We start from the raw sequence: 4778 nt of genomic DNA on the forward strand, positions 1-4778 counted from the left end.
TCAAGCCGGTCGAACCCGCGCAAAAAATCGCCCTCACCTTTCCCGACGGCGCGAAACGCGAATTTCCCAGGGAGATCACCGGCCTCGACATCGCCAGGGGCATCTCGCCCTCGCTGGCCAAGCGCACGGTCGCGATGGCGCTGGACGGGGTGGTCGCCGATCTCAACGACCCGATCGCCGGCGATGCGAAAATCGAATTCATCAACCGCGACGACCCCCGTGCGCTGCAACTGATCCGCCACGATGCCGCGCATGTGCTTGCCGAGGCCGTGCAGTCGCTGTGGCCGGGCACGCAGGTCACGATCGGCCCGGTGATCGAGAACGGATTCTATTATGACTTCTTCCGCAACGAGCCGTTCACGCCGGAGGATTTTTCTGCGATCGAGAAGAAGATGCGCGAGATCATCGCGCGCGACAAACCGTTCACCAGGGAAGTGTGGGATCGCGACAAGACCAAACAGGTGTTTCGCGACAAGGGCGAGAATTTCAAGGTCGAGCTGGTCGACACCATTCCCGGCGACGAGCCGATCAAGATCTATTTCCAGGGCGACTGGTTCGACCTCTGCCGCGGCCCGCATATGACCTCGACCGGCAAGGTCGGCAACGCCTTCAAGCTGATGAAGGTGGCAGGCGCCTATTGGCGCGGCGACTCGAACAACCCGATGCTGACGCGGATCTACGGCACCGCGTTCGCGAAGCAGGAAGACCTCGACGCCTATTTGAAGCAGATCGAGGAAGCCGAGAAGCGCGACCACCGCAAGCTCGGCCGCGAACTTGGCCTGTTTCACTTCCAGGAGGAAGGTCCCGGCGTGGTGTTCTGGCACCCGAAGGGCTGGACCATCTTCCAGGCGCTGATCGCCTATATGCGCCGGAGGCTTTCCGGCGATTACAGCGAGGTCAACGCGCCGCAGATCCTCGACAAGGCGCTGTGGGAAACTTCCGGTCATTGGGACTGGTACCGCGAGAACATGTTCGCGGCGCAGTCGGCCGGCGATGAGGCCGAGGACAAGCGCTGGTTCGCGCTGAAGCCGATGAACTGTCCGGGTCATGTGCAGATCTTCAAGCACGGCCTGAAGAGCTATCGCGACCTGCCGTTGCGCCTTGCAGAATTCGGCGTGGTGCATCGCTACGAGCCGTCCGGCGCCATGCACGGGCTGATGCGGGTGCGCGGCTTCACCCAGGACGACGCCCATGTGTTCTGCACCGAGCAACAACTCGCCGACGAGTGCCTCAAGATCAACGACCTGATCCTGTCGACCTATGCCGATTTCGGCTTCGAAGGCGAACTCACGGTGAAACTATCGACCCGGCCGGACAAGCGCGTCGGCACCGACGAGATGTGGGATCATGCCGAGCGGGTGATGGCGACCGTGCTGTCGCAGATCGAGGCGCAGGGCAACAACATCAAGACCGCGATCAATCCCGGCGAAGGCGCGTTCTACGGGCCGAAATTCGAATATGTGCTGCGGGACGCCATCGGCCGCGACTGGCAGTGCGGCACCACCCAGGTCGACTTCAACCTGCCGGAACGGTTCGGCGCGTTCTACATCGACGCCGACGGATCGAAGAAAGCGCCGGTCATGGTGCATCGGGCGATCTGCGGATCGATGGAGCGCTTCATCGGCATCCTGATCGAACACTATGCCGGCAATTTCCCGCTGTGGCTGGCGCCGGTGCAGGCCGTCGTCACCACCATCACCTCGGAAGGCGACGAATACGCCAAAGTGGTCGCCGCTGCCGCGCGGCGAGCCGGCCTGCGCGCCGAGATCGACCTGCGCAACGAGAAGATCAACTACAAGGTCCGCGAGCATTCGCTGGCGAAAATCCCGGCGCTGCTGGTCGTCGGCAAGAAGGAAGCCGAAACGCATTCGGTGTCCATCCGCCGGCTCGGCAGCGAGGGGCAGAAGGTGATGCCGACCGCCGAGGCGATCGCCGCGCTGGTCGAGGAAGCCACGCCGCCGGATGTCAGGCGGGCGCGGGCTGCGCTTTAAGCAACTTTGTGTTGCCCGATCCTGATCAGCGACTCGGCCGGAATGCCCAGTCCCTCGTGCAATCGCCTGATCATGTTGAGCGTGAGCTCTCGCCGGCGGTTCAGCACTTCGTGCACACGATTCCGGCTGCCGATGTAAGGGATCAGATCGCGAGGCTGCAATCCGCTCTGCTCCATATGATATCTGATTGCTTCCACCGGGTCAGGCAGATCGAGCGGGTAATGCTTCCGCTCCCATGCCTCCACCAGCGTAACCAGCACGTCGAGCCGGTCGCCCTCCGGCGAATTGCGCCGGGCATTCATCAATCCCTCGATCTCCCTGAGAACGCGGCGATAGTCGCGCTGGGACTTGATTGGTGCGATATCCATCACCGAAACCTCAAATATTCTGTGCATCGATGGCATCGTATTGCCGATGGCTGCCGATGAACCTGACGTAGACGACGCGATGAGGATATCCAGACGACGAGCCATCGGTCTGCTGCGCATAGTTGTTCACTTCAAGATCGACGCTCGGAGTGTCGTACAGACGATGATGATTCCGGTAAGAAGAACTACGAACGATGATGCGATGATGTTTGACTTCATACTCTACGGGTTAGTTGATAAGTCTAACAAGCTATTGCGTGCCTGATTTTTGATTATCAGATCGTTCATCGTCGCGCATCTTTCCGAGATCTCGCTCGAGAATGCGCTTGCAGCTAGCCCACGGATCCTTCCTGATATCATCAATTGCTGCAAGATATTTCTGATGTGAGGTGCGATACAGGAAAAGACCATGATCTGTAAAATCTTTCGCTTTTGGATTTTCCATTGCTTCGACGTCTTCCGGATTGCGGACCAGTACCCTTTTTAAGAGCCCGTTATCCTGAAAAAATTTCAGCCCTACGAAAAACCCCAACCTAATTTTGGCGACCTCCTCTTCTGTATATGGCGGGAAGACATTTGTACGGTAATGGTGCATTAGCTGTGCGTCGCCTGTCGCCGGAAACGACTTCGCGCATCACGTGATGAGGTATGAACCAACGCCGATCCAGGACGCGCCATCCCTGTCGAGCAGGGCATGGCCGTCTTGCGGGTCGCGGAATGATGGAGGAATGCCGCTGATTTGCCCGACATGTCAAACTATTTTAACGCCCATCGCCGAAGGCATCATGCCGGGAACTGCTCCTTTGCATGGGGTTGTTTTCCATATTTTGAGGTGGGCGCAACGATTGTTCGAATACGATGCGGCGCCGCCGTTCGATGCTGGATCGCCTGCCTGTCTGCGTGTTAGATATTTTCCAATCGTTCCAGATGAAAGATCCCACGTGCCCGACGCCATCGAACTCTTGAAAACCCGCCGCTCGATCAAGCCGCGCGAGATGGGCGGTCCCGGCCCCTCGCCCGCCGAGCTCGACACCATTTTGACCATCGGCGCGCGGGTGCCCGATCACGGCAAGCTCGCGCCATGGCGCTTCATCGTGTTCGAGGGTGAGGCGCGCGCCCGCGCCGGCGACGTCATCGCAAAAGTGTTCGCGCGGAAAAATCCGGGCGCCGCCGCCGCGGAAATCGATGTCGAGAAGCGCCGCCTCACCGAGGCGCCACTGGTGATCGGCGTGGTCAGCTTCATGAAGCCGCATCCCAAGGTGCCGGCGTGGGAGCAGGAACTATCCGCCGGCGCCAGCGCCATGAACATCGTCACCGCGGCGAGCGCGCTCGGCTACGGCGCATGCTGGCTGACCGGCTGGTTCGCGTTCGATCGCGACGTGCTCGATGGCCTCGGCTTGAAGCCCGACGAAAGGCTCGCCGGCCTGATCCACATCGGCACGCCGATCAGGCCGTGCGAGGACCGGCCGCGCCCGGCGCTGTCGGATATCGTGACGCGGTTTTAGGGACAGGCCTCACCTTGCGGAGTTCGGCTAGCGCGCAACGACCTCGACCTCGCCGTCGACACCGTTGACAACGTTAAAGGGTCGCTCGAACACCTTGCCTTCGTTCTTGGCGATCGCGCGATACTCGCCCTCCGAGAGCACGACGCGAGGAAACGCGCCGATCGATTCCTTGATCACGTCGCCGCCGGGCGTGATCACCGACCAGGCGGTGTTCGCCAGCGCCTCGCCGCCCTTGTCGCCGACGAGTTTCAGCGTGATCACGGCGGCGCGATGGGTGACGATCACGTCGGTCAGCTTGCCGGCCTGAACCCGGATATCGGAGCGCACCACGGAATTGGCATCGCCGTAGTTGGAGATGATGTAGTAGGTCCCCTCCGGCAGCAGCGCCACATCGCCCGCCGCGACGTTGGGCACCAGCGCGGTGCGATCGGATCCCTCGAACTGGCTGCCCTTGTAGATCGCAAAGGAAATCTGGTTCTGCGGAATCTTGCTGGTGCCGACGCGGCCTTCGATGCGCAGGCCGCCGGCGGGCAGCACGAAGGACTCCCGATCGGTCTCCGGCTTCAGGCTCACGGTCCGCACCGCGCTGACCAGGCCGAGGGCGACATGGACGACATAATTGCCCGGCGGCAGCACGATGTTGGGCGTCGCGCCGCGATCCTCGCGGATCAGCTTGAACGTGCCGGTGTCATCCGGCTTGTCCGCGAACACCCGCCACACCAGACCGTTGTTGATGACAGGCAGATCCTTGCCATAGCGCGCCGTCAGCGACAGTACCGCTTGTCCGGCGGTGGAGGCGCCCGGGGACGGCGCAGCCGGCGGGACGGTCGCGACCGAGGGCGGCACGATGGTCGGCTGGGTCAATGGCGCGAGCAGCGTGGGGACCGCCGCCGGCCCCGACGGCGGCGCCAAAT

The 4778-nt window shown here is 61.7% G+C and carries 5 protein-coding genes; 2 read left to right on the forward strand and 3 right to left on the reverse strand.

The window, feature by feature from the left end; all coding sequences use genetic code 11:
* A partial coding sequence (gene thrS, locus WCE35_RS09705) for a threonine--tRNA ligase (protein ID WP_424593125.1) occupies window positions 1–1991 on the forward strand: 1991 nt, incomplete at its 5' end.
* Here thrS and WCE35_RS09710 read toward each other — a convergent pair.
* Window positions 1988–2359 carry a helix-turn-helix domain-containing protein gene (locus WCE35_RS09710; protein WP_424593126.1) on the reverse strand — a complete coding sequence of 124 codons (372 nt, stop codon included), beginning with the start codon at window positions 2357–2359 and terminating at the stop codon, window positions 1988–1990. The two genes, thrS and WCE35_RS09710, sit on opposite strands and share 4 nt — an antisense overlap.
* Before the next feature lie 250 nt (window positions 2360–2609).
* Window positions 2610–2954, reverse strand: coding sequence for a hypothetical protein (locus tag WCE35_RS09715; protein WP_424593127.1), 345 nt, complete (start codon window positions 2952–2954; stop codon window positions 2610–2612).
* Window positions 2955–3300: 346 nt separating this feature from the next.
* Between WCE35_RS09715 and WCE35_RS09720 the strand changes: the two genes are divergently transcribed.
* Window positions 3301–3864 (forward strand): nitroreductase family protein, encoded by a 564-nt coding sequence (locus WCE35_RS09720; protein ID WP_424593128.1) that lies wholly within the window; start codon window positions 3301–3303, stop codon window positions 3862–3864.
* Between the two features lie 27 nt (window positions 3865–3891).
* Here WCE35_RS09720 and WCE35_RS09725 read toward each other — a convergent pair.
* Window positions 3892–4778: hypothetical protein (locus tag WCE35_RS09725; protein WP_424593129.1), on the reverse strand; the 887-nt coding region annotated here is incomplete at its 5' end.

The sequence above is a fragment of the Bradyrhizobium sp. genome (genome assembly GCF_049691595.1).
GTDB lineage: Bacteria > Pseudomonadota > Alphaproteobacteria > Rhizobiales > Xanthobacteraceae > Bradyrhizobium.